24 protein-coding genes are annotated in these 23,708 nt (G+C 42.9%); 8 read left to right on the forward strand and 16 right to left on the reverse strand.

The genetic code is table 11. The features are described 5' to 3' along the window. Positions 1 to 69: 69 nt before the first annotated feature. The 4 genes from panB to CDH51_RS09455 are packed head-to-tail and all read right to left on the reverse strand — an operon-like array spanning position 70 to position 3,606. Positions 70 to 891 (reverse strand): 3-methyl-2-oxobutanoate hydroxymethyltransferase, encoded by an 822-nt coding sequence (panB, locus tag CDH51_RS09440; protein WP_100628368.1) that lies wholly within the window; start codon positions 889 to 891, stop codon positions 70 to 72. Positions 892 to 895: 4 nt separating this feature from the next. After that, entirely contained in the window at positions 896 to 1,387 is a 492-nt protein-coding gene (locus tag CDH51_RS09445; protein ID WP_024284602.1) for a phosphoribosyltransferase family protein, read from the reverse strand. A gap of 56 nt (positions 1,388 to 1,443) precedes the next feature. Then, complete coding sequence (rsgA, locus tag CDH51_RS09450; RefSeq protein ID WP_100628369.1) at positions 1,444 to 2,370, reverse strand: ribosome small subunit-dependent GTPase A; 927 nt, start codon at positions 2,368 to 2,370, stop codon at positions 1,444 to 1,446. Continuing rightward, complete coding sequence (locus tag CDH51_RS09455; protein ID WP_100628370.1) at positions 2,371 to 3,606, reverse strand: 3-deoxy-D-manno-octulosonic acid transferase; 1,236 nt, start codon at positions 3,604 to 3,606, stop codon at positions 2,371 to 2,373. It abuts the gene before it with no gap. A 157-nt stretch (positions 3,607 to 3,763) separates the two neighbouring features. On the opposite strand from CDH51_RS09455, the gene CDH51_RS09460 reads away from it, so the two are divergent. After that, positions 3,764 to 4,249, forward strand: coding sequence for a low molecular weight protein-tyrosine-phosphatase (locus CDH51_RS09460; protein WP_100628371.1), 486 nt, complete (start codon positions 3,764 to 3,766; stop codon positions 4,247 to 4,249). Continuing rightward, a complete protein-coding gene (locus CDH51_RS09465) occupies positions 4,242 to 5,114 on the forward strand; it encodes a fructosamine kinase family protein (protein WP_100628372.1) in 873 nt (290 codons plus the stop codon). The genes CDH51_RS09460 and CDH51_RS09465 overlap by 8 nt, the downstream gene beginning before the upstream one ends. A 26-nt stretch (positions 5,115 to 5,140) precedes the next feature. Here CDH51_RS09465 and CDH51_RS09470 read toward each other — a convergent pair whose 3' ends face one another. Both CDH51_RS09470 and CDH51_RS09475 read right to left on the reverse strand, forming a co-directional pair. Then, on the reverse strand, positions 5,141 to 6,268 hold the full coding sequence (locus CDH51_RS09470; protein ID WP_100628373.1) for a Gfo/Idh/MocA family protein: 1,128 nt from the start codon (positions 6,266 to 6,268) through the stop codon (positions 5,141 to 5,143). Positions 6,269 to 6,390: 122 nt separating this feature from the next. Continuing rightward, a complete protein-coding gene (locus tag CDH51_RS09475) occupies positions 6,391 to 7,653 on the reverse strand; it encodes an aspartate kinase (RefSeq protein ID WP_100628374.1) in 1,263 nt (420 codons plus the stop codon). A 58-nt stretch (positions 7,654 to 7,711) separates the two neighbouring features. Here CDH51_RS09475 and fbp point away from each other — a divergent pair, with 58 nt between their 5' ends. Next, entirely contained in the window at positions 7,712 to 8,749 is a 1,038-nt protein-coding gene (gene fbp, locus CDH51_RS09480; protein WP_100628375.1) for a class 1 fructose-bisphosphatase, read from the forward strand. Between the two features lie 60 nt (positions 8,750 to 8,809). Continuing rightward, on the forward strand, positions 8,810 to 9,976 hold the full coding sequence (locus tag CDH51_RS09485) for a PQQ-dependent sugar dehydrogenase (RefSeq protein WP_100628376.1): 1,167 nt from the start codon (positions 8,810 to 8,812) through the stop codon (positions 9,974 to 9,976). A 40-nt stretch (positions 9,977 to 10,016) separates the two neighbouring features. On the opposite strand, the gene CDH51_RS09490 is transcribed toward CDH51_RS09485, so the two are convergent. From CDH51_RS09490 to CDH51_RS09500, 3 genes are read right to left on the reverse strand one after another with little or no spacing between them, the layout of a single operon-like run. Continuing rightward, on the reverse strand, positions 10,017 to 11,075 hold the full coding sequence (locus CDH51_RS09490; RefSeq protein ID WP_100628377.1) for an NAD(P)H-dependent glycerol-3-phosphate dehydrogenase: 1,059 nt from the start codon (positions 11,073 to 11,075) through the stop codon (positions 10,017 to 10,019). After that, positions 11,053 to 12,750, reverse strand: coding sequence for a 1-acyl-sn-glycerol-3-phosphate acyltransferase (locus CDH51_RS09495; protein ID WP_100628378.1), 1,698 nt, complete (start codon positions 12,748 to 12,750; stop codon positions 11,053 to 11,055). The genes CDH51_RS09490 and CDH51_RS09495 overlap by 23 nt, the downstream gene beginning before the upstream one ends. A 56-nt stretch (positions 12,751 to 12,806) precedes the next feature. Next, positions 12,807 to 13,310 carry a DUF4199 domain-containing protein gene (locus CDH51_RS09500; protein WP_100628379.1) on the reverse strand — a complete coding sequence of 168 codons (504 nt, stop codon included), beginning with the start codon at positions 13,308 to 13,310 and terminating at the stop codon, positions 12,807 to 12,809. 142 nt (positions 13,311 to 13,452) lie between these two features. Between CDH51_RS09500 and CDH51_RS09505 the strand changes: the two genes are divergently transcribed. Then, entirely contained in the window at positions 13,453 to 14,427 is a 975-nt protein-coding gene (locus CDH51_RS09505; protein WP_100628380.1) for a polyprenyl synthetase family protein, read from the forward strand. A 24-nt stretch (positions 14,428 to 14,451) separates the two neighbouring features. On the opposite strand, the gene CDH51_RS09510 is transcribed toward CDH51_RS09505, so the two are convergent. Further along, a complete protein-coding gene (locus CDH51_RS09510) occupies positions 14,452 to 15,534 on the reverse strand; it encodes a glycoside hydrolase family 43 protein (RefSeq protein WP_100628381.1) in 1,083 nt (360 codons plus the stop codon). 332 nt (positions 15,535 to 15,866) lie between these two features. On the opposite strand from CDH51_RS09510, the gene CDH51_RS09515 reads away from it, so the two are divergent. Together CDH51_RS09515 and CDH51_RS09520 are read left to right on the forward strand one after the other, a co-directional pair. Next, complete coding sequence (locus CDH51_RS09515; RefSeq protein ID WP_100628382.1) at positions 15,867 to 16,118, forward strand: DUF6364 family protein; 252 nt, start codon at positions 15,867 to 15,869, stop codon at positions 16,116 to 16,118. Beyond that, a complete protein-coding gene (locus CDH51_RS09520) occupies positions 16,115 to 16,519 on the forward strand; it encodes a type II toxin-antitoxin system VapC family toxin (RefSeq protein WP_100628383.1) in 405 nt (134 codons plus the stop codon). Before CDH51_RS09515 ends, CDH51_RS09520 begins: the two co-directional genes overlap by 4 nt. Before the next feature lie 44 nt (positions 16,520 to 16,563). Here CDH51_RS09520 and thrC read toward each other — a convergent pair whose 3' ends face one another. The 3 genes from thrC to thrA are packed head-to-tail and all read right to left on the reverse strand — an operon-like array spanning position 16,564 to position 21,247. Beyond that, positions 16,564 to 17,862, reverse strand: coding sequence for a threonine synthase (gene thrC / locus CDH51_RS09525; RefSeq protein ID WP_100628384.1), 1,299 nt, complete (start codon positions 17,860 to 17,862; stop codon positions 16,564 to 16,566). Positions 17,863 to 17,870: 8 nt separating this feature from the next. After that, positions 17,871 to 18,800 (reverse strand): homoserine kinase, encoded by a 930-nt coding sequence (locus CDH51_RS09530; RefSeq protein ID WP_100628385.1) that lies wholly within the window; start codon positions 18,798 to 18,800, stop codon positions 17,871 to 17,873. Continuing rightward, complete coding sequence (thrA, locus tag CDH51_RS09535) at positions 18,800 to 21,247, reverse strand: bifunctional aspartate kinase/homoserine dehydrogenase I (RefSeq protein ID WP_100628386.1); 2,448 nt, start codon at positions 21,245 to 21,247, stop codon at positions 18,800 to 18,802. The genes CDH51_RS09530 and thrA overlap by 1 nt, the downstream gene beginning before the upstream one ends. A 399-nt stretch (positions 21,248 to 21,646) precedes the next feature. Between thrA and CDH51_RS09540 the strand changes: the two genes are divergently transcribed. Continuing rightward, positions 21,647 to 22,066: an META domain-containing protein gene (locus CDH51_RS09540; protein ID WP_024284583.1), complete on the forward strand. Its 420-nt coding sequence runs from the start codon at positions 21,647 to 21,649 to the stop codon at positions 22,064 to 22,066. Position 22,067: 1 nt separating this feature from the next. Here the strand turns inward: CDH51_RS09540 and CDH51_RS09545 are convergent, their stop codons facing one another. The 3 genes from CDH51_RS09545 to CDH51_RS09555 are packed head-to-tail and all read right to left on the reverse strand — an operon-like array spanning position 22,068 to position 23,663. Beyond that, entirely contained in the window at positions 22,068 to 22,523 is a 456-nt protein-coding gene (locus CDH51_RS09545; protein WP_100628387.1) for a hypothetical protein, read from the reverse strand. Further along, entirely contained in the window at positions 22,520 to 22,984 is a 465-nt protein-coding gene (locus CDH51_RS09550; RefSeq protein WP_232724785.1) for a nuclear transport factor 2 family protein, read from the reverse strand. The genes CDH51_RS09545 and CDH51_RS09550 overlap by 4 nt, the downstream gene beginning before the upstream one ends. Position 22,985: 1 nt before the next feature. Further along, a complete protein-coding gene (locus tag CDH51_RS09555) occupies positions 22,986 to 23,663 on the reverse strand; it encodes an SDR family NAD(P)-dependent oxidoreductase (protein ID WP_100628388.1) in 678 nt (225 codons plus the stop codon). Positions 23,664 to 23,708 lie beyond the last annotated feature (45 nt).

Raw genomic sequence — 23,708 nt, forward strand, 5'->3', positions numbered from 1 at the left:
TATGGGCAATAGGTTCAGAAATTGGAAGCTTAAGTCTTCCTACATATTCCAGTATATCTATCCCTTCAATCAATAGCTTTCAGACTTCGTAGGGAATTTCCTTTCCTTCACGTCTTTAATATAGTTTTGGAAAGCATCAGTCATTATAGACTGAAGGTCGGCATATTGACGCAAAAAGCGTGGCTTAAACTCCTGAGTAATCCCCAGCATATCGTGCATGACCAATACCTGACCATCTACATCGGGACCTGCTCCTATCCCAATCACCGGGATTTTCACAGATTCAGCTACTTTCTGTGCCAAAGCAGCAGGTATCTTTTCAAGGACAATCGCGAAACATCCACATTGCTCTAGCATTTGTGCATCTTCTAAAAGCTTTTTAGCCTCTGCTTCTTCCTTTGCTCTGACTGTGTAGGTCCCAAATTTATAAATAGACTGAGGAGTCAAACCCAAGTGTCCCATGACGGGAACACCTGCACTCAGAATTCTGCTAACTGACTCTTTGATCTCAGAGCCCCCTTCTACCTTGACGGCATGGGCACCGGACTCTTTCATGATCCGAATAGCCGATCGCAATGCCTCCGAGCTATTTCCCTGATAGTGTCCAAATGGAATATCTACCACGATAAAAGCTCTTTTGACTGCTCGCACCACCGAGGAAGCGTGATAAATCATCTGATCCAAAGTGATTGGTAGTGTGGTCTCATGGCCTGCCATCACATTGGATGCTGAGTCACCTACCAAAACAATATCAATTCCTGCACTGTCCACAATTTTAGCCATCGAAAAATCGTAGGCTGTCAACATGGATATTTTCTCACCACTATCTTTCATTTCCTGAAGAATGTGGGTAGTGACTCGTTTGACTGAAGAAGAGGAGTGAACAGACATGATATCAGTGTAAGTGTACAGAATAGCTTGATGAGGAAAGATCTACTCGGATGTGCTCATTGAGCGTAGTAGAAAGTTCAAAACCTGTGTAATCAGGTCTTAACGGAAATAAACCATGGGCTCTATTTACCAAAACAGCCAACTCCATTTTGCTAATTTCCTCCTGCAAAAATGGCTTCATTGCATAAGCTACAGTCCTACCTGTATTTAGTACATCATCCACGAGAATCAGGCTCTTCCCTGTTAAATCTAGGTTTTGGGAAAGTGAAATCTTAGAATTAGCAACATCAGACTTATCCAATTGTACCTCCAATTGTTCTACCTGCAATTCGGATATATGACTTAGCTCTTTAGCCAAAAGCTCGGATAGGATCAAACCCATACCAGTCACACCTGCGAAAACAACACCTTTCGTGTGAAGATTACGCTCGTAGATTTCGAAAGCCATCCGGGTTATTTTTTGCCGGATTTGTTTGTCGTTGAGTACTTCGCTCATGATAAAATTTTGAAAATGAAAATTAGGCCTATTTGCCTTGCTTTCAAAATCAATTTTTAGCGATGGCTTTCCTCCTCCTCCAGCATATTCAGATAGCTCCGGTATCTACTAGGGTGAATTTCCCCTTCTTCTAGCTTTTCGAGTACGACACAGCCCGGCTCATTGACATGTCGGCAATTGTGAAACTTGCAATGACCCAAATAGGCTCTCATCTCTGGAAAATAGTGGGAGAGCTCATTTTCTTCGATATCCAAAATCCCAAATTCCTTGATCCCCGGAGTATCGATCAGATCTCCACCTCCATCAAGTTCAAAAAGTTCTGCGAAAGTCGTGGTGTGAACTCCCTTGCTGCTAAACTTGGATATTTCTTGGGTGCTTTGCTTTGCTTTTGGTACCAACTTATTCAAAAGTGTGGATTTACCTACTCCAGAATGCCCGGCTATCAAGGTGGATTTCCCTCGAAGGAACTCTTGGAAACGGGACGAAAGGTCCTGATCACTTTGAGCAGAAATTTCTATCACTGGAATATCCAGAGGATCATAAATTTCATGCAAGTTCTCCAGCCATTCTTTGCCTTTTTTCTTCGATTTCAGCAAATCCATTTTGTTGACCACAAGTATGGCTGGAATCCTGAAACTTTCTGTACTGACGAGAAAGCGATCAATAAACCCAGTAGAGGTTCGAGGTTGCTCCATCGTGATGATCAACATGGCCTGATCCAGGTTACTGGCAATGATATGGGAAAAGTGTTGATTTCGAGTAGACTTGCGAATCACATAATTCTCACGAGGTAAAATACTCCGAATGACAGCAGTCTCCTGTCCCGGTTCAACATCAAGCTCAACCCAGTCTCCCACGGCTATAGGATTGGTAAGCTTCAAGTCTTGCTGCTTGAATTTCCCCTTTAACCTTGCCTGAATGTACTTTCCTTCAGCGTTCACCGTGTACCAGCTACCAGTGGATTTGATTACTCTTCCCTTCATTTATTGCAAGTTATCGGTAAAATCCAAAATTCTTTCAGTCGCACCCCGATTGCTTTCTACCCAGGAATTTGCTGAAATCCTACTTCTCTCCAAGTTTTCTGGATTCTTTAAAGAATCAAAAGCGGTTTTTAGCGCTAAGAAATCCTCCACTTCAAATCCGCAACCCTGTTTGATAGACTCTTGAGCCTCAGGAAATTTCCCTGCCTTACGAACCTTCCCAAAAATAACAGGAGCGCCAAAGCCAATCGACTCCAAGATATTGTGTAAGCCCTCTCCGAATGCACCTCCTACATAGGAAACCTGTGCAAATTGATACAAAGAGGCGAGCATTCCGATGGTATCAATAATTAGCACCTCCGTGGTTTTCGTCTGATCCCAGGAGGTATAAAATTGACAGCTAGCCTTGGTTTGTGACTTCCAATTTTGCATTGGCCCAGGGTTCATACTATGCGGGGCAATAATCCATCTGAAGTCTTGATTTTGATTGATCAAAGGGATGAGTAAATCCATATCTTCTTGCCAAACAGAACCTAGAACGACCGCAGGCTTTTCCCCTAGCCAAGTTTCGATTTGGGGGAATCTCTTCGGAGCCCTAGCGATCTCCGCTACCCGATCAAAGCGAGTATCCCCAACTCTAGTGTAGGATTGAAAATTGATTCCTTCAAGGAGCTCAGCACTTTCCTCATTTTGAGTGAAAATATGGTCAAAGAAAAATATTGGAGCTCTGAAAAACCCCTTTCTCCTAAAATAAACCTGATCTTCTCTAAAGCTTGCAGAGATCAGGTAGAGAGGAATACCACGAGAAGAGCTTTCCTTGAGAAAATTAAACCAAAGATCATACTTGACGAAGTAGATAATGTCCGGCCGAACGATATCAAGAAATTCCCTGGCATAACTAGGTCTGTCAAGTGGTAAGTAAGTGACAAAATCAAGTACCGGTTCATTCCTTTTTGAGATTGGCTCAAATCCTGAGGTTGAAAAGAAACTGACCAAAATCTGTACTTCAGGCTTTCGCCGCTTCCAAAGGCTCATCACAGGCCTCGCCTGCTCATATTCCCCCAACGAGGCGACATGAAACCAGATTACAGGTCTTTCAGCATCAGGAGCAAAAGTTCTCAATCGCTTAAAGAGACCTTCCCTCCCCTTTACAAAATCAGCGATCTTAGTAGAAAATATAGCTGCAACTGGAAAAAGAAACTCCACCACCCGAAGAAAGAAATTGTAGATCCATTGCATGGCTAAAATTAAGCTTTCCCTAGAGAAGATTTAAAATTAGTAGCTTCGCATTCATATTTTTTTGAAAATATGGGTGCTCTTTTGTTCGATTACATTTAAAAATTTTTAATTTCAAAGTTACCTCTTGGGTAAACTTTAAAATGAGAATGCAGAATACATGATTAAGGTTCTTTTTGTCTGTCTTGGAAATATTTGCCGATCGCCTCTAGCTGAAGCAATTTTTAATCATAAAATCCATAATAAAGGGCTTGATTCTTTCTTCAAGTCTGACAGTGCTGGCACTTCTGACTTTCACATCGGGGAGCTCCCTGATGACCGGACTATTCGCTGTGCAAAACACTATGGCATGTCGATCAAACATCGTGGGAGGCAAGTAAATCGTGTGGATTTCCGGGAGTTTGATTACATCATCGCCATGGACAATCAGAATCTCCAAAATCTAGATAAACTTAAAATCAGATATGGTTTTCCCGACAAAACCATCTATCTCATGCGGGATTTTGTGGAGGAAGAAAAGGGCCAACCAGTCCCAGACCCCTATTATGGCGGTGAAGAAGAATTCCACAAAATCTATGACATCTTAGATCGGGCCATAGAAGATTTTTTACAGGAATTGAAAGAACGACATCAGCTTTATGCTTGATTTGAATGGGATTTATGAACAAATTCTTTTCCAGACACTAGGCCCTTTGGCAGAATTTAAGTCTGCCACACTCATCGCTGCAGGCAATCACAACCAAGGAATCAGGCTTGCCAGTTCAGAGGGTACATTTTTTCTCAAACTCAACTTTGACCACGAAAAAGATATTTTAGCACGTGAAGCTCAAGGCTTGGATCTGCTGAGAAAATCAACCTTCCTGAAGGTACCGGAAGTCTACGGGTATGGTCGAGTAGAAGACTATAACTATCTGCTAACGGAGTTTTTGGCTGGAGGCAAAAAGCAACCCAACTACTGGGAAAACCTTGGCATCGGATTAGCCCATCTCCACCTGACTCAGCGGGAGACTTTTGGTTTAGAATCTGATAATTTCATCGCTTCCCTCTATCAAAAGAATCCCGATGCAGAGGACTGGCTAGACTTTTTCATTGAGCAGCGCTTGGAGCCCCTTTTGGGCAAGGCTTATTTTGACCGCTTGATTCCCTTGGATTTTCTGAAAAAATTCCAGGAGATCTATCCTAAACTAGAAGGCATTTTTCCAAAAGAAAAACCATCACTCGTACATGGTGATCTTTGGAGCGGGAATGTAATACCCACAGATTCAGGGGAACCGAGCCTGATCGACCCTGCCATCTATTTTGGACACCGGGAAATGGATCTAGCTTTCAGCAGATTGTTTGGCGGATTTGACCAGCAATTCTATGATTCCTACGAATCAGCCCTTCCCCTAGAACCGGAATTCGAGTCGAGAATTGGAGTTTATAATCTGTACCCCCTTTTGGTTCACCTCAATTTATTCGGAGAAGCCTATCTGCCAGGCATTCAAAAAATCATCAATCGCTTTCAGTAGAGTTGCCACACTTTTGAAAAAGAAGGTTAAACCAAACTAACCTTTCCACCCGTTTTCACTGCTTTATAAATCGCGTCGATGATGACCATATCTTTCAATCCTTCCTCTCCATCTACTGGGATCGATGCTTTCTTTCCATCCAAAATGATAGCCGCCATCTCATCCATTTGGGTAGTTTGATGGGTTACATGAGGCTCATCCAATGGTCCTTGATGTGTACGTCCCTTGATAGGTCCATAGCCTGTGGAAGGTTGCATTTCAGCATATCCATTGGTTCCATTGAGGAAAAACTTATCCAAATAATTCATGCTGTAAGTCGAAAGACAAGAAGCTACAACCCCTGAAGGAAAACCCATTTGGAAAGTAATGGTCTCATCGACCCCTTCCTTAAACTTTATCGGGTCTGTTTTGACTTCCTGAGCCGTCACCCAAATAGGCTCCTCTCCTACCATATATCGGGCACCATTGATGGAATAAATCCCGATATCCATCATTGCCCCACCACCTGCTAATTCTGCATTGAGCCTCCATTGATTCGGATCACCAATGCGGAAACCGCTCAGCCCTTGGAAAAATTTAATTTCCCCAAATGCACCATCTCGCCTCATATTGACCACTTTTAAGGTATTTGCCTCAAAATGCATCCTGTAGCCGATTAGCAAATGAACTCCAGCTTTTTCACAGAATTCCACCATTTCCTTCGCATCGCTAGCATTGACTGACATGGGCTTCTCACAAATCACATGCTTCCCGGCTGCAGCCACTCCCAATGCATGCGGTTTATGCAAAGCATTGGGTGTAATGACATAGACAGCATCAATATCCGGATTGTCTTTTATCCGATGGTAGGTCTCGTAATTATAGCAATTAGCCTCAGGAACAGCATATTTTTTACTCCAGGTCTCCAATTTGGAAGGGGTACCACTGATCAATCCTGTTATTTTTGCACGCTTGCAGCTTTGCATTGCATCTGCAACACGAGCTGCATAACTCCCCAATCCCATCAAGGCTACTTTCAAAACAGGACCATCTTGAACGGGATTGATAGCAGCAAAATTTTTTGGGAATCCCCCTGAAAAACTTTCAATTTTTGGCACCGCAATAGCAAGTGCTGAAAGGCCTGTCTTGAGCAAAAATGATCTTCTTGACTTCATAATCTTTTCTTTTTTTGAAGGTTACATGAAAGACTTTTTCTAAAAAGGCTTCATGAAAAATGAGAGCAGGAATGAAAATACAAAATTCCTCCCAAAGAAGACTATTTCATTTCTTCTCCGCGCTATCTTCTGACAATTTGGAAAGCATGTCGGCTACTTTGTTCCAATAGTACTTCCCGGTCTTTAGTAAATGAATTCAGATCAGCCAATTGAGGATTTAAAACAGTCAAAAGCTCCAAGCCATCATTATAACGAATGGTAAAACGGCTTTTTAAAGCCAAAATCAATTTTTCCAGTTTAAATAGCTGATCATCCAAAACTAGAGAAACACCCATCGCAGTGGTCTGTAAAAGATTAACCTGCAACTTTAACTCATCTAATTGCTGATAGATCACATGGATATGTGACTCATTGAGAAAAGTGAAATCCGTAACCCGGAACGTAACCAATACCTGATTTTGCTTCAATATAATCGTTGGTAACAAATTAGGTGCTCCTGTATCATGGATCTTGGTACCCGACTCATCCGGCTTCAAAAAAGACCTGACAAAAAGCGGAATTTTACGATTGGCAAGAGGCTTGATCGTCTTTGGGTGAATTACAGTAGCTCCATAAAAAGTCATCTGAGCAGCCTGAAGGTAATCCAATTCATCAAAAAGCACCGATTCTGGGAAAAGCTTTGGGTCTGCATTGAGCACCCCGGGTACATCTTTCCAGATAGTCACTGATCGAGCATCGAGACAAGAAGCCAAAATAGCTGCGGAAAAATCTGATCCTTCCCTTCCCAAAGTAGTGGGCTTCCCTGCAGAATTACTTCCTATAAAACCCTGAGTCATTACCGGAAATTTTTCCAAAACAGGTTCAAGAATCTTTTTTGCCTTCTGTCTAGTATTAACCCAGTCCACATTTGCAAAGCGAAAATTGGAGTCTGTTTTGATCAACTCCCTGGCATCCTGCCAGACCACTATTATTCCCATTTCACAAAGAAACTCTGACACAATCCGACTGGAAATCAATTCTCCCAAGCAAATTATACGATCGTAGGCCTCATCATAATTCTCAGGGCTGATGGGCTTTTCGAGTTCATGGCTCAGTTGAACAAAGAGATTTTCTACTCTGGAAAATACAGGATGGCCAGAAGGAAAAAGCGCTTGGCATATCTCCAAATGAAAATTTTTTAAAATTGTATAATTTGAAGATATATCCAAATTATCCAATCGAAACTGCAGCAATTTTTCCAACGCATTAGTCGTCTTTCCCATTGCTGAAATGACTAAAAGCGTCGAATTTCGCAATCGATTACGAAAAATTTCAGCTAAGTTTTTTATTGATTCAGCATCTTTAACAGATGCTCCACCAAATTTGAAAACGATTGTTTTTGCCATCCAATTTTCTTTCTAATTTCGAGAAGAATATAAACCCAAATATTGTACTTTTCTAATAATGAAAATCAATCCTTATCAACCCGATCAGAGCGGCGTGGCCTACTCTGTCGGTACTACCCTTGATCGCTTTATCAAATTCAAACAAAGCGATTTTCCTTTTGCTTCCGGAGAACTTTCCCAATTGCTACGTGACATTGCACTCGCAGCAAAGATCGTGAACCGGGAGACAAATCGCGCTGGTCTTGCCAATATTGGTGGGGCTTTTGGTCAAACCAATGTCCAAGGCGAAGAGCAACAAAAGCTGGATGTGATCGCCAATATCCGATTTATGCGAGCACTGAGCAAAGGCGGTGAAGTGTGCGCCATCGTATCAGAAGAGGAAGATGCTGTCATCGACCTGAAAAACAAATCCGGCAAATACGTTGTGGCCATTGATCCTTTGGATGGAAGCTCAAATATTGACGTAAATATCAGCATAGGGACGATTTTTTCAATTTACAGACGAAAGACCCCACTTGGAAGTCCCATTCAGATGGAAGATATCATGCAACCGGGTTCTGAGCAGGTAGCAGCTGGGTATGTACTCTATGGCTCTTCTACCATGCTTGTGTATACCACAGGCTTTGGGGTAAATGGATTTACCTATGAGACCAGCCTGGGCGAGTTTTTTCTTTCACACCCACAAATCAAGGCGCCCAAATCAGGAAAAATCTATTCGATTAACGAGGGATTGGAGATGGACTGGCAAGAAGGCATAAAGAATTACATTGATGAATGTAAAGCAAAGCGATATGCGGCCCGCTATATTGGGTCTTTGGTGGCTGACTTTCATCGAAACTTGCTTAAGGGAGGCATTTACCTGTATCCAGCGACTAAAAACAACCCCAATGGTAAGCTTCGATTACTATATGAAGCAAATGCATTGGCCTTTATTGCAGAGCAGGCAGGAGCAAAAGCTACGGATGGAAAATCCAGAATTTTGGATATCGTCCCCGACTCCCTTCACCAGCGTACACCACTATTTATCGGCTCAGAAGAAATGGTTGACCAAGCGATCAAGCACATCGAAAAATCAAAGATCTCTGCGACCGTTTAAAACCATTCTGATTGAAATTTGTACTAGAAACTGTACCTTCGGATTTCAAACCTAAATGATATGAACAGATACAATCTTTGGATATTGATCGGTGCTGGAATGCTAGCCACTGTTTCCTGCGCAACAAAGGAAGCAGATGATATCAATCAGCCTGAGCCAGTAGATCCTACTTTCGCACAGCAAACTGAAAAGCACCTTATCAAAGTAGATACACTATTCACCGAATTTGAGAGCCCATGGGGTATGACTTGGCTTTCAGATGGAAAAATGCTCGTAACTGAGCGAAAAGGTGAAATATTGATTTTCGAAAATGATGAATTTACCGGTCAAAAAGTGACAGGCCTTCCGGAAGTTCATGAAGTGAATCAAGCAGGTCTATTGGATGTCGCAGCACATCCAAATCATGCTGAGAATGGCTGGATTTACATTGCTTACGCAAAGCCATTCCCTGACAATAAAGGTGCTTTAACGATTATGCGTTTCAAGCTTGATGACAACAATAATGCAATCGATCAGGAAGAGATCATTGTTGCCATGCCTGAATGGGAAGGTGGGCGTCACTTTGGAAGCCGGATCGTATTTGACAACGAAGGTTTCCTCTATTTTTCCAATGGAGACAAAGGAAATAAGCCTGAAAATGCTCAAACCTTGACCAATGCTCATGGAAAAGTTCACAGAATTCATGACGATGGGAGAATTCCTGCAGACAATCCTTTTGTCAATGAGGAAGGCGCAGTAGGTTCTATTTGGTCTTATGGAAATAGAAATCCACAAGGATTATATTTTGACAAAGCGAATAACAGACTTTGGGAAGCAGAGCACGGTCCAATGGGTGGTGATGAACTCAACCTGATCGAAAAAGGCAAAAACTACGGTTGGCCAGTGATTACCTACGGACAAAATTACGATGGAACACCAATCACTGAAATCACCGAAAAAGAAGGGATGGAACAGCCTGTCACTTACTACGTGCCATCGATCGCAACTTGCGGCATGACCATGGTCACTTCTGACAGATATCCCAACTGGAAAGGAGATATTTTGATAGGTGCTTTGGCAAAAATGCACATCAACCGAGTAGACATGGATGGAGCAACTGCACTTTCACAAGAGGTGATGTTCCAAGACATCGGCCGAGTGAGACAAGTATCTGAAAGTCCGGATGGATATCTTTACGCCATCACAGAAGGAACAGGCCTGCTAGTCAAACTCCTCCCGGTGGAATAAATCAAAAAAAGCTCTTCAAAACGAAGAGCTTTTTTTATGTCTACACGAAATCAACATCCACATTGAAAGGGTATTTCATCAGAAACTGAAGTGCTTCCTCTATCTCCAGATCTTCAAACAAAACCCGGTACAGGTTTTCTGTAATTGGTGCCCGTAAATCCGCTGCCTCCAAAAAGCCTTTGATAATTTTAACAGTATTAATTCCCTCAGCCACTTCTTCCATTTCATCTAGGATCTGTGGCAATTTTTCTCCCTTTGCAAGGCGATAGCCGACTGTATAATTTCGAGAATTCACCGAGTTACAAGTAGTCACCAAATCCCCCACACCAGCGAGCCCAAAAGCTGATTTTACGCTACCTCCCAAGGCACGACTCAAATGTACCATCTCTACCATCCCTCGAGAAATAAGTAGCCCTTTGGCATTTTCTCCCAAACCTAACCCTGCCAATGCCCCGGCAGCTATGGCAATGATATTCTTCAATACCCCACTTAGCTCTACTCCGATGATGTCGGAATTGCCGTAAACCTGAAATTTTTCAGATCGAAGCAACCGCTGACCTTCCAAAATCACCTCGTTGAACTTAGAAGCAATCACCGTTGCTGCAGGTTGACCTTTGGAAAGCTCCTTTGCGATATTCGGTCCGGCTAGGCAACCCACGCGAACTGCCACAGTCTCTTTCTGTAGAACTTCGCTCATGGTCAGGATGCGGTTACGATCAAGGTTTTTCACCTCATCCAAACTTTGCCCTTCAGGCAAATCCAGACAAAGTCCCTTTGTACCGTGAATGACTAAATGATAGGGCTGAAGGAAAGGAGAGAATTTCCTGGCTACATCCTGAAATGCCGAACTGGGAACCATGAAAAAAATGGTTTGGCAGGATTCACAAAGCTGCTGAGGATCCTGTGTAGCCATAATGGATTCATGCATTGATTTACCCTGCGCTGTATGATTTTCATTGATCTCTGCAACGACCTCAGCGTTCCTAGCATAAACCAAAACTTGGTTTTTTTCAGCAAGCATATTGGCGATGACGGTCCCAAAAGAACCTACGCCTACTACACCGATCAATGATGAATCAGAAAAGATTTTCGAGCTCATAGCCGTGTAGTCTATTGTGATAGAAATAAAGTAAACTCATGTCCTCGGTCACTATTTGACCTTTTTTATTTCGGATCAAAGGCCGCTTGGCATGATACATCCCCACATTATCGAGTCCATGAGCGATAATTTCCTCTAGACTTCGCTTCATGTGTGGAGCAATTTTGATCAATCCCTGCTCGCGAAGAATTAGAATCTGATCATACACACGCTGACAAGCATCCTTGAATTCTTCGTATTCAATGAAAATTTCCTCTTCTGGCAATCTAATCAAGTCAAATAGATCCAATTTGGAGTTTTTGGCTTTGATGAGTTCGAATGCTGTAAAGGCTACCAAATGCGAGCTAAAAACCCGATTGATACGGTGAAACTCCTCTACAATTCTCCTTCCTAGCATGTGGGTGTATTCTTCCTCTCGCTGAGAATCAACTGTCACCTTTCCTCCGGATCTGAAATAATGACTGGTGTCAATCACTCTGCCATGCTGATCCAAGCTTTCGCCCTTTTCGTTGACATAATTTCCCAGAACATCCATCGCTTTCCCAACAGAAACAGAAATATCTGAACCCTTGGTAAAAAACTTGACGAGGAACTTCGAGATTTTGTAAGAAGTAGAAAACTCATCATTCTCTTTGTAATAGCGCTCCTGCCCGGTGATACTTAAGTGGTCTCGTATTAGACTTGGAGCCTCCAAGACAAAATGATAATTAATCGTGACGGGTACCACGAAGATTTTACCTGAAATCCCGGTGATCCCCTCCTGATAATTATTTCGCTGTGCTTCAATAGCTGTGCTAAGTAAGCCCAATTTGAGTTTGCTCTCAATCATACCGCTTCGGCTACGTGTGCCTCCAGGGAAAAAGAGAGAGTGACACCCAAATTGAATGGCCTCTTTGGAATAGGTTTTTAAAGTCTCCAAGTAGACCAAATTCTTTTTTCGACGATCTACTTTATATGCTCCAAGCGCATTCATAAAGTAGGCAAAAATGGAAATATTGAAGAGATTCAATCCAGCTCCATAGATAAATGGAGGTAATCCTAGCACTGAAATAATCCACCCAATAAGAATACTATCCAGATTGGAAAAGTGCGTAGGAACCATCACAATGGTGCCTTTCGTAGCCAAATCTCGGAGTTGATCGGTTTCCCCAGTGATTTGTATCTTATCCTGTAGGGTGTACTGATTGGAAAAAATGGATCGAAATCCTTTTACCCGGGCCGCATTGAGCAAGCGTGCAAATCCAAAGGTGACCACGCTCCGAATAAACTTGTAATGCTGATGCTTAAAATTGCTGGCAATTTCCTCCGAATACCGGGAAGTAATGGATTCTAATATTTCCTTATAAATCGCTTCCCTCTGCTTTTTGGAAAGGCTTGTTTCCGAACTCGCATGAAGAAGAGACTCTTTGACTTTTCCCCAAAAGGCCCCTTCATCATCTGGGTCCACCACCCATGGATTTTGCTTTATTCGAAGCTTCTCTCGGTAGCGAGTAGTTTCCAGCTCTTCCTTCAATATTTCCATATTATTGGAAGTAAGCTTCAATATCCGACCTTGAGCATTTTCAGATACTTTTTTGACAAATTCCTTTCGCTCACGCGCCAATTTGACAACGGGCCACTCATCCTTACTAGGAAGGATGGGATCGTATTTGTGCTTGATATATTTTTCCTCCAAGGGGCAGATTGATTAGAAAAATCAAAGATACATAAATAGAATTAGTCAGATTAGGATTAGCTGGCAGAGGGCATAGGTGTATTTTTTTTTGATTTCACCAAAAAAGCTACTACCAAGGAGGTAATCAAACCCATAATGAAGGCTCCTATAGTGGCTTGGATAATGTAACTCTTCAAATTGAAAAACTCCTCTGCAGCGCTTCTCTCCATGATGCCAGTGCTTACTGAATATTCAATCACATTGGAGAAATAGTCGGGAGTAATATAAGTAGAGATGATAAATTGGCTCAATGGAGTAAGCAAGGCCACAATCAAGGTAATGATCATCCCTGATACAAAACCTTGTTTGAAACTCAAATGTCCTCCATAGAAATTAATCTTTTTATCCCGAAGAGCCAACACATAAATCAGAATCGAGGGGATAGCCACCAAATTGGTATAGTTAGAATGATCAGCAATCTTCTCATCGTGCCAACCCATGGATTTCTCAAAGACCATCCAAATCAGCATCATAGCCACAAAAATTAGTGCCCATTTAATTTCAATACTTAGCTTTTTCATCGTAGTGGGGGTTATGATAAATCAATAAAATACAAAATACAGAAAATCCATAAACGTTTCGGGATCTAGACCGTTTGTCAGTAAAGCCAAAAGATTTCTTGCACTGCACCCAAAGCATGCTATTTTTACGCTCGCATTCCTGATGAAACCTGACCTCAAACAAATCCAAGTCCCGATTGCTGCCGAAATGATTGAATTCGAGCAGAAGTTTAGGGATTTTATGAAGAGCAAAGTCAAGCTCCTTGACCACATCACCAATTACATTGTCAAGCGCAAGGGTAAGCAGATGCGTCCCATGTTTGTGTTTTTGACAGCTGGTGTCTGTGGACAGATCAACGACTCTACCCACAGAGGAGCTGCGCTTATCGAGCTCCTTCATACAGCTACCCTAGTGCATGATGACGTAGTGGATGATGCGAACTACCGCCGGGGATTTTTTTCTGTAAATGCACTCTGGAAGAACAAAATCGCCGTTTTGGTAGGGGATTACCTGCTGTCGAGGGGGCTACTCCTTTCCGTAGACAATGGAGACTTTAATCTCCTGCAGATCGTCTCCAATGCCGTAAGGGAAATGTCAGAAGGTGAACTTCTGCAAAGTTATAAAGCCCGAAAACTGGACGTAGACGAAGAGGTTTATTACGAGATTATCCGACAAAAAACAGCCAGTCTCATCGCCTCTTGCTGTGCAGTTGGCGCATCAAGTGTTGGAGCTGACTTGGAGAACGTAAGCAAAATGCGTGATTTTGGAGAAAAAGTCGGGATGGCTTTCCAGATCAAAGATGACCTTTTCGACTACGGGGAGGATGAAATCGGTAAGCCCGTAGGCATTGATATCAAGGAAAAGAAAATGACACTTCCGCTGATCTATGCTTTGAGAAATGCAGATTGGCTGGAAAAAAGAAGAATCATTTCCCTGATCAAAAACAAATCAGAAGATAAGAAAGCTGTAGCCCAGGTAATTGACTTTGTCAAGAAAAGTGGAGGGCTAGAATATGCCAAAGAGAAAATGAATGAATTCTATCAAGAAGCTTTGGATATCCTAAAGGACTTTCCTGATTCCGAATTTAAGACATCCCTCAAAGACCTCGTCAGTTACACCATTGAGCGTAAGAAATAAGCCGGACAGAATCCGGCTTTTGCATTACTTCATTGGGTTGATAGTCTGAATTTTTCCGTCAGGTAGGTGAGTTAACTCAGCCATTTTGATATTCCTAAGTGGAGTCTCTCCTGATAGCTCAGTATCATGATAAAAAAGATACCATTTGCCATCAAAATCCACGATGGAATGGTGATTGGTCCAGCCCTGAACTGGTTCTAAGACATTTCCCTGGTACGTAAAAGGCCCATAAGGGCTGTCCCCTGTAGCATAAGCAATAAAATGGGTATCGCCAGTGGAATAGGACAGATAGTATTTCCCTTCGTATTGATGCATCCAGGCTGCTTCAAAGAACCTCCGATCATTGTCTCCTGCTTTGATTGGCTCACCATTTTCATCCAAAATCAAAACTTCCTTTGGCTTCTCTGCCAATTCAGTCATGGAGCCTGAAAGTTTGGCAATGTATGGCATTAAGGCTTTTTGGTCTGGTGCTGGAATACCATCCGTTGGACCTTTTCGTCCTTCCACCAGCTTTTGATCTTCATACCATTGAAGCTGACCGCCCCAGATTCCTCCCCATAGCAAGTAATACTCCTCTCCATCCTGAAAGGCTGATGGATCCATACTGAAAGTCCCGGCAATAGGTTCAGGCTCCGCTTGAAAGGGGCCTTCTGGCCGATCTGAGATCGCTACCCCAATTTTGAAAATATCCTGTTTGTCCTTTGCAGGAAAATAGAGGAAATATTTTCCATCCTTCTCAGCCGCATCCGGAGCCCAAAGCTGACGGCCTGCCCAAGGAATATCCTCCAGTTTGAGCGCTACCCCATGATCGGTAACAGCCCCTCCTGGCTTTTCCATTGAAAAAACATGATAATCCTTCATATCAAAATGAGAACCCATATCGTCCTCCGCCACCTCCGTTTCGATATCATGCGAGGGATAGATGAAAATTTTCCCTTCAAAAACATGGGCTGAGGGATCAGCGGTGTAGATATGCTCAACCAATGGAGCATTTGCAAATTTGGAAGCGGTGGAATCAGCCGTGATGACCTCGGAGGTCTCTTTTGGCTGGGAGCAGGCAAATCCTGCAAGAAGCAGAAGACTGAGAAAACGAGTTGAATAATACATGGTTAAAATAGGTTTGAATTAGAAATTGAAAATAGTGAAGGCAAAAGCTTTTTCTAAATTTTTACAGAAATAGAATCAACAAACAGAAAACACACGTATATTTAAATAAATTACACGTGTCATAAAATCAGCACGATTAAAATAATCTTTTAACGCACGGGAAATGCCCCGATTTGTCGGGGTTAATCGTCACCCCGAAAGCTTTCGGGGCAATCTGACCATTCAAAATCAATTTGAAAACAGATGAAATCGAGCATGACGCAAGCGACACACAGAGGGATGATTATAATTGCGAGATTCCATGTGACCGCTTTAAGACAAATTATAAACACATGAAAACAAAACTCACGCTCACTATCGAAAAAAACATCATTGAAAAGGCAAAGGAATTCGCGGGGAACTCTGGAAAGAGTCTTTCGGATTTGGTCGAGCGATTTTTAGAAAAAGAAATTGCTGAAGCGGAGAAACAGCAAGCTAATATTCCTGAGGAATTCAAAGGGCTTTTTGGTTCGGTCAATTTACCCGCTGACTTAAATGAAAAAGAGGCGATCCGAGAAATTTTAAGCGAAAAACACCAGAAATGACACGATACTTTTTAGACACTAATATCCTGCTGGACTTTTTAGGAAATAGACAGCCGTTTGGAAAGTATGCTTTGGAGATATTCAATAAATCCCGGCTGAAGGAATGGCAACTTTGGACCTCGGACAATTCGATACTGACCAGCTATTACATCATTTCAAAAGAAATAGGAGAAGCAGAAAGCAGAATCAAAATTGGTCGGTTGATCAATTATTTGGAGATTCAACCTACCCAAAAAGCTCAAATACTACAGGCTTTAAACTCTGTTTTTAATGATTTGGAAGATGCCGTGCAGTACTTTTGTGCTTCTGGCATCCCCAAACTTGAAGGAATTATCACTAGAAATAAAAAAGACTTCAAATCAAGTCAAATCCCTGTTTTTGAGCCTTGGGAGGTGATTTGATTGGATTTTGATAGTATCAAATAACACTATCACTCACCGGATCATCAAACCAACCCCTTTAAAAAACCCTTAAACTCATCAAAACTTTTCCCCATAGGAATCACTTTTTTCTCCCCCTCCAAAAAGGCTGCTAATCGCTCAGGTAAGATCAATTTTTCTCCCAATGCTTCCTCCACCACATCCCGGAATTTACCCGGATGGGCGGTTTCCAAAAAGACTCCCACATAACCTGGATTTTCGGCCATAAAGTCTTTCAAGCCCAAATATCCCACTGCTCCATGAGGATCGAGTGTATATCCCTTTGGCTGTATTGCTTGAATGGCCTCCACCGTTTGCTCATCGGTGTAAAAATACCCTTTCACGTTTTCCCGGAACCGCTTCTCATCTCCTTCATATAGCGCCAGAAGCCTTGGGAAATTACTTGGATTGCCCACGTCCATAGAATTGGACACAGTCGGGATGGAGGGCTTGGCCTTAAAAGGAAAGCCATTCAAATACTCGGGAACTACCTTATTTACATTGGTTGCGGCCACAAACTGTTCTATCGGCAGGCCCATTTGTTGTGCCAAAATCCCAGCTCCGATATTCCCGAAATTCCCGCTTGGAACTGCAAATGCGACTTTTTTACTCGTTTTAGGCAACTGGGAAAAAGCATAGAAATAGTACAGGGATTGCGGAATCCAGCGGGCAATGTTGATGGAATTTGCCGAGGTCAGCATCAGCTTTTCATTTAATTCCCTATCCAAAAAAGCCTGCTTCACCAAGGTCTGACAGTCATCAAAGACTCCCTCCACCTCCAAGGCGGTTATATTTTGCCCTAATGTGGTAAACTGCTTCTCCTGAAGTTTACTGACTTTTCCTTTGGGAAAAAGAATAATGACCTCCACTCCTTCCACTCCCAAAAAACCATTGGCAACAGCACTTCCGGTATCTCCCGAGGTGGCAACCAAAACTCGAAGCGTCTTACTTTTATCTTCGACAAGCATACTCATCAGTTTGGAACAAAACCTTGCTCCTACATCCTTGAAAGCCAAAGTAGGCCCATGAAACAGCTCTAGGCTATACACATCTTCCTCCACCTCCACGATTGGTGCATCAAAACTGAGCGTATGATCAACCAACTCATGAATCTGCTTTTCGGTCAAATCCTCTGAAAACAAAGCCCCGATCACCGCATAGCCGATTTCCCGAAAGCTCATTTCGGACATTTTTTCGATCAGGTCATTTGGCAAAACAGGAATCCGCTCGGGCATATACAGGCCATTATCTGGTGCCAAGCCCTTGATTACGGCCTCGGAAAGACCAACTTGATGCTTATGGTTATTGGTGCTGTAATACTTCATGCTGTGGTTTATTCAATTACAAAAGCTCCACGGATATTGATCGCTGAGTGATAGGCATCTACTCCGAGACCCGTAGATTCATAGACCTTTCGAGCCGCTGAAATAATTCCGGGGATGGAACTCTCCCCCTGACAGAGGGAAAAAAGGGTTGGCCCGGAACCTGAAATACCCATTCCGAGTGAACCAGCCGATTTGATTGCCTCACGTACCTCATAAAAACCAGGGATCAACACTGCTCGATAAGGCTCGGCTATCACATCCCGCAATGACCTTGATATCAATCCATAATCGGATAGAAAAAGCCCAGAAACCAAGCCACCAACATTTCCTGATTGTATGGTGGAATATTTTAAAGGAATTTGGTCCCGAAGAACTGAGCGGGAATCCTCTGTCCGGAGTTCATAATGCGGATGCAAAAGTACACAATGTAATTCCGAAGGCACTGGCAGTTTGATGACATCTAGTGGGTGATAATCCCGGATCAGGACAAATCCTCCCAATAGACTGGGAGCGACATTATCAGCATGACCGGCACCGCAGGCAACTTTCTCTGCTAAGATCGCAAAGGGCAGCAGATCTTTTTTCTCCAATGGGTTTTCTAGCAATTCATTCACAGCGACCAAGGCCGCCACGGCACTGGCAGCACTTGAACCCATTCCAGATCCGAGTGGCAGCCCTTTTTCTAAATGAATATTCAATCCAAGACGGATTCCCAACTCATCCAAGAGAGCCTGAATGGCTACCGAACAAGTGTTTTTAGCAGCATCCAGAGGCAATCTACCCCCGTCTCCTGTGATTGAAACTACCCTGAGCTCTTGGCTATTATTTTCTATGAGCTGCACGGTATCTCCCATGCCTTCTATAGCAAAGCCTAGAATATCAAAGCCACAGGAAACATTGGCTACAGTAGCTGGCGCAAAAGCTTTGACGGTTCGCATCACTCCCGAGTATAGTTACCGATTCGAATGACGTCTGCAAATACACCCGCGGCAGTTACATCTGCCCCGGCACCTGGCCCTCTAATGATCATCGGCCGATCAAGGTATCGCTCTGTAGTGAGCAAAATCATATTATCACTGCCACTCAGATTGCTAAATGGGTGCGAAGCAGGAAGTGAATTTAGCCCCACTTTCGCCTTCCCATTTTCAAGAGTAGCCATGAATCGGAGTTTTTCTCCTTTAGCTTCTGCAGTTTTGAGCAAGTCTGCGAAACCTTTATCATGACCTTTCAATTTTTCGAAAAAATCCTGGACTGACTCGGCAGATTGACAATCTTCAGGTACCATACTTTGCACCGTGATATCTTCAAATTCTAGTCTTTGCTCCGCCTCTCTTCCGAGGATCAAAATTTTTCTAGCCACATCCATCCCACTCAGATCATCTCGAGGATCCGGTTCGGTGAAGCCTTTCTCTTTAGCAGATTTGACCACTTCGGAAAAAGGGTCTCCCTTTTCCAATTCGGAAAAAATAAAATTCATTGACCCACTCAAAACTGCCTCAATTCGGATCACCTTATCCCCGGATAGCATCAAATCCTGCAAAGTATTGATGACGGGAAGCCCTGCTGCAACATTGGTTTCGTAGAGGAATTTCACCCCTCGTTTCTTCGCCAACTTCTTGAGCTCCAGGTATTGCTCCATGGTTCCTGAATTGGCTTTTTTGTTCGGAGTGACGATGGCCACTTTCGCGCCCAAGACACGAGGATAGGCATCTGCCACTTCTTGACTTGCCGTGCAATCCACGAAGACGGAGTTAGAAAAGTTCATTTCCTCCATTTGTCGGACAAACTTCTCCATATCCATTTTCTGATCCTTCTCGGACAAATCATAGCCGGCTTTCAGATCAAATCCATCCTCATGAAAAGCCATAAAACGACTATTAGCCAAACCGTGGATTTGGATGTCCAGCTCGCTTTCCTCTCGAAGTTTTGCTTGTTGGATCGCAATCATTCGCATCAGGGCTTTTCCAATCAAGCCAGTCCCTACCAAAAAGACGTGAAGCACCTTGTTTTCTGAAAGGAAAAAGGCCTCATGCAGGGCGTTCAAAGCCTTTTGCAAGTCCGGCTGAGGAATTACAGCAGAAATATTCAGCTCTGAACTTCCTTGGGCAATGGCTGCCACGTTGATGTTATTCCGACCTAAAGCCCGGAACATTCGCCCGGAAGCACCCGGATTTTGCTTCATATTTTCTCCCACCACTGCAATGGTCGAATACCCATGAAGGAGGGATACTTCCTCCATTTCGTTGGATTTGATCTCGTAGAAAAATTCCTGCTCGATTACCTCTTTGGCCAGATATGCCTCACTGGTTTTGATCGCGAGACAGATGCTATGCTCCGATGAAGCTTGAGAGATGAGGACGATATTGACTTTGGCCTCCGAAAGAGCCTTAAATACTCGACTTCCGGCAGTCCCATCCAACAAAGCAGCTCCTTGAACAGTCACAATTGAAATATTGGACATGGAGCTGATACCCTTGATCAGTGGGCCATTCGTCACATCCCCATTAATCAAGGTTCCCGCATTTTCAGGTTCAAAAGTGTTTTTGATCCTAATCGGGATATTGCGCTTCATAGCCGGCTGCATGGTTGCAGGGAAAATCACCTTAGCACCAAAATGAGAAAGCTCCATCGCCTCATTGTAGCTCAACTGAGGAATGGTGAAAGCGGTGTAAACCAAATTTGGATCTGAAGTCAAAACTCCGGATACATCCGTCCAAATCTCCAAATCATCTGCTTCCAGGGCTGATGCAAAAATCGCCGCGGTGTAGTCTGAACCAGACCTTCCCAATGTAGTCGTCTCACCCTTATCCGTTGAAGCGATAAATCCTGTGATCACCTTAACCCCATCATAATTCAAAAAATACTGACGGATCAATGCATTGGTTTTTTCAAAATCAACCCTTGCCTGCCCGAATCGGTCATTGGTCCGGATCACTTCCCTTGCATCGAGAAAGCGGCTTTTCACGCCCTTGGCAGTCAATGCTTCTGATAAAATGAATGCAGAAAGCCGCTCCCCAAAACTCACTACATAATCCAGCGTCCGAGGGGAATTTTCTTTTATCAGATAGATACCATGAAACAAGTCCTCCAATTCATTGAATCGGACTTTTACATAAGTCATGACGGTAGACTGATTCTGCACAGCAATAAGTTGCCGAACCATATCCAAATGCTTCTCTTCAAGAGTCTGTAATAAATCCCGATAAACTTGATCCCCTTCTCTGGCCATTTTCGCAATGGTGAGGAGTGTCTCAGTAACTCCACCAAAAGCGGAAAAAATAACTGCTATTTCCTGTCGCTTCAGTTTATCCTGAATGATGGAAAAAACCTGTTTAATTGAATCTGGATTCGCTATGGACGAACCACCAAACTTGATGATTTTCATGATTTACTTTGTGATTTGATGAGAAATATGGCAAAAGCCAAAAGGGCGGAGGTAGAAAATAGAAACGGGATTACCCCGTAATGATGGTCGTCATCATGGTCTTGCTCATTCCAAAAAAGGTAAAGCCCCAAGAAAGCCGTGGGGTAAAAGCCGGTAAAAATGGTGCAATCATGGACTTTTTCATAGCAAGGATAGCATTTGCAAGTTTAAGCCTCCATTTTCTTTTTGCCAAGCATTAGCCCATTTATCTTTCAAATTGGCAGAAAAAACAGCCTTTAAATAGATTTTTTCTAAAGCTAAGATAATCGATCACCCAAATATTTTTTCGAAAACCGACTTTCCTATAAAATAAAAATGAAGTAAATCCGCTATTTTAGGGTGAACCAAATCTAGATATCCATGAAAAAAGCACGTTTATTTTCGATAGCCTTGGTTTTTATTTTGTTCAGCGGCTGTAGCAGTGTCAAAAGTCTGAACCCCCTAAGCCTCCTTACTGGAAATAGTTGGGCCCTTTCCTCCCTACTAGGTCAAGGTCTAGATCTATCACAATTTTCCGGAGGAGTCCCTTTTCTCAACTTTATGGATGATGGAAAACTCACTGGTTTTTCGGGTTGTAATAATTTCAATGGAAGCTTCAAGCTCGAAGGAACTGACATCAACCTAGACCCCGGTGCCATGACTCGAAAAGCCTGCCCTGGAACAGGAGAGCAGGATTTTATTTCCGCACTGAGTCAAGTAAAAAACCTTAAGGTAGGCAAGGATAAATTGACACTACTTGATGGAGCAAAAGAATTGATGAGTTTTGTCCCGAAAAATTAGCCTAGGCAATCAGTTCAATGGAATTCTCTTTTCCTTTGAATAGGACTTTGTCGCCACTCCCTTTTCCCATGACACTCTGTGCCAAAGGTGATGCTGCGCTGATCAAATAAACGCCTTGCTCATTGACCGTAATTTTACCAACTGCGGCAGCGATAAGAAAGTATTCTCCGGCAAGGCGGATCAAAGACCCTTCTCTAACATTTGAGCTTTGGGATTTTACGCTTTGCACCCGATAAATTTCATCCAAAAGGTTGGAATTGGAGGTAATTTGAGATTCAACCTGCCTCAGGTCCTGGGTAAGCATTTCCCGGCCAGTTTCAAATTTATCTCCGGCACTGCTTTTATCATCTTCCAAAATCCCATCAGAAATAGCTTTTCGCTCTTCCTTCAATTCCTGAATTCTTGTTTTGAGGATCGAAACGGCCTGTTTGAATACCTCTTCTTTGTTCAAGTTCATTGGTTACAGCCCTCTTTCCGACGGGTATCGATGATATAGGATATTTTCCAACCTTCAGCAGTACGGACAAGTTGAAAAGAATTGACCCCGCAGTGGCTGAATTGATCATTCACATAGAATTCATAAGGTGTCCAGGCTGCAGCAAGATCTCCGTCTACTTTGATTTGGTATTCCAGGATCCGCTCATCCAGATTTACATCTTCTGGAGTGGTGGCGATCCGATTCACAAAGTCAGCGACTGAATTACTTCCAAGAGTACTCCCATTTTCGCCTGCTACCACAGTTTGCATAGGTGCTGATTCTAAAAAGACCGCTCCTGCGGCAGCACCATCTTTGGCACGCATGGCATCAAAAAGCTTCTCGATCACCTTTTGAACCTCTATCTCTGGAGTCTGGGCCATTGCCTGATTTTGAAGCCCAATCATGAAGAAGGTCAAGATTACTACTAAAATATTTTTCATATTATACTTCACCATAAAGTTTGAAAGTCATATTTCGAAGAGCATCATTGTTCACTGCATAGTGCATGGCTTCTGCAATTTCTTCAGGGCGGACCCATTTCGAAAAGTCTGAATCAGGCATAGATTCTCTGTTTGGCGGAGTATCAATAATGCTCGGAACAAAAACGTGAGACCGGATAGAAGTATCCTGTGTAAAACTAGCGACCATTTCTGCTAGATTGATAACCATGCTTTTACTCATCGCATAGGCAAAAGTCCCTGCTGCATCTACTAGCTGCAATGCTGGCCTTGCACCTACAAATAGGAAAGTGCCTTTATTCTGCTTTTGCATCAAAGGAAGAAAACCTTTTACTAAGTGAAAGGCACTGTAAAAATTCAGCTGAATCATTTGATCCAAGTCTGCTTTCGAGGTTTCTTCCATAGAACCCATCGCAAATCCTCCTACCAAAAGTGCTAATGCATCCAGGTCATTGTACTGCAATTGATACTCTTTGACAAAAGCCTCAACTGCCGCTTCATCTGCGACATCTACCTCATAGCTATCATCGGCTTCTTCTACTTCTTCATTTTTTCCGGGCTGCAATAAGGCAATGACTTTATAGCCTTCCCGCTTGAATTTTTCTACAACAGCTCCTCCCAAATTACCCGCAGCACCTGTGACAATAATATTTCGAGTCATTCCAATTTTAATGGTTGATAATTCCTAAAATTAACTGTTATTTTT

This window comes from Algoriphagus formosus (assembly GCF_002807035.1).
Classification (GTDB): domain Bacteria; phylum Bacteroidota; class Bacteroidia; order Cytophagales; family Cyclobacteriaceae; genus Algoriphagus; species Algoriphagus formosus.